The sequence below is a fragment of the Lutibacter sp. B1 genome, from assembly GCF_012524075.1.
In the GTDB taxonomy this organism is placed as follows: Bacteria; Bacteroidota; Bacteroidia; order Flavobacteriales; family Flavobacteriaceae; genus Lutibacter.
Map to the genome: position 1 here is coordinate 1 of NZ_JAAZUI010000135.1, position 732 is coordinate 732.

At 33.5% G+C, this 732-nt stretch carries 1 protein-coding gene and 1 pseudogene; both read right to left on the reverse strand.

The features are described from left to right. A pseudogene (locus tag HGB55_RS15265) lies at positions 1-343 on the reverse strand (restriction endonuclease subunit M); the annotation flags it as partial. Beyond that, positions 340-540 (reverse strand): helix-turn-helix domain-containing protein, encoded by a 201-nt coding sequence (locus HGB55_RS15270; RefSeq protein WP_168817952.1) that lies wholly within the window; start codon positions 538-540, stop codon positions 340-342. The gene HGB55_RS15270 and the pseudogene HGB55_RS15265, both read right to left, overlap by 4 nt. Positions 541-732 lie beyond the last annotated feature (192 nt).

The window sequence follows — 732 nt, forward strand, 5'->3', positions numbered from 1 at the left end:
CTTTATTAAAGACATTTTTTCGTTCGAACCAAGCACTGTCTATTAAGTTGTTTTGTGCATTACAAATCCAAGATGGTGTAAAGACTTCAGCCATATTTTTTACTCTAGATTGTTGTAAAAATTGGTCTTTTTGAACCCTTGGCATTATCACATCACCATTAATGCCTGTAATAAGTTCAGATTTAATCTGTTTGTTCTCTAAATATGATTCTCCTATATGCTCATAATTACTCGTTGCCCAAATTATGTTTTTCTGAGTAGTTTGGTCACACAAAAGAATATCCAAAACTTCTGGATATTTTTCTAAAATTTCATTTTCTAATATGTCTATCTCTGTCCTCAATTCAATTCTTTTATTAGTACTAATAATTCTTTTGCCTCTACATTTAAGATTTCAGCAATTTTGTACAAATCTTCCAAACTTGGTTGTCTCACATTACGAGCATATTCGTTAATAGTATTGTAACTCTTTCCTGTCTGTTTGGCAAGCCAAGTCTGCGAAATTCCTTTATCCTTTAAAACTTCTTTAATTCGGTTCATTTGAAACCCAAGTTTTGTTTATTCGGTGTCAAAGATAGTAAAAACCCACTATTATTTAGTGTAAATATTCATTGTCTTGTCGTGGGTTGGGAAAGGGCAAGCTCTTTTGGTTTTTCAGCGTTGGATTTTAGCGTTGGCAAAAACCAAATGTGCTTGACCGAGCGTTGGCTTTTTTCAGTATGCCGCACAACG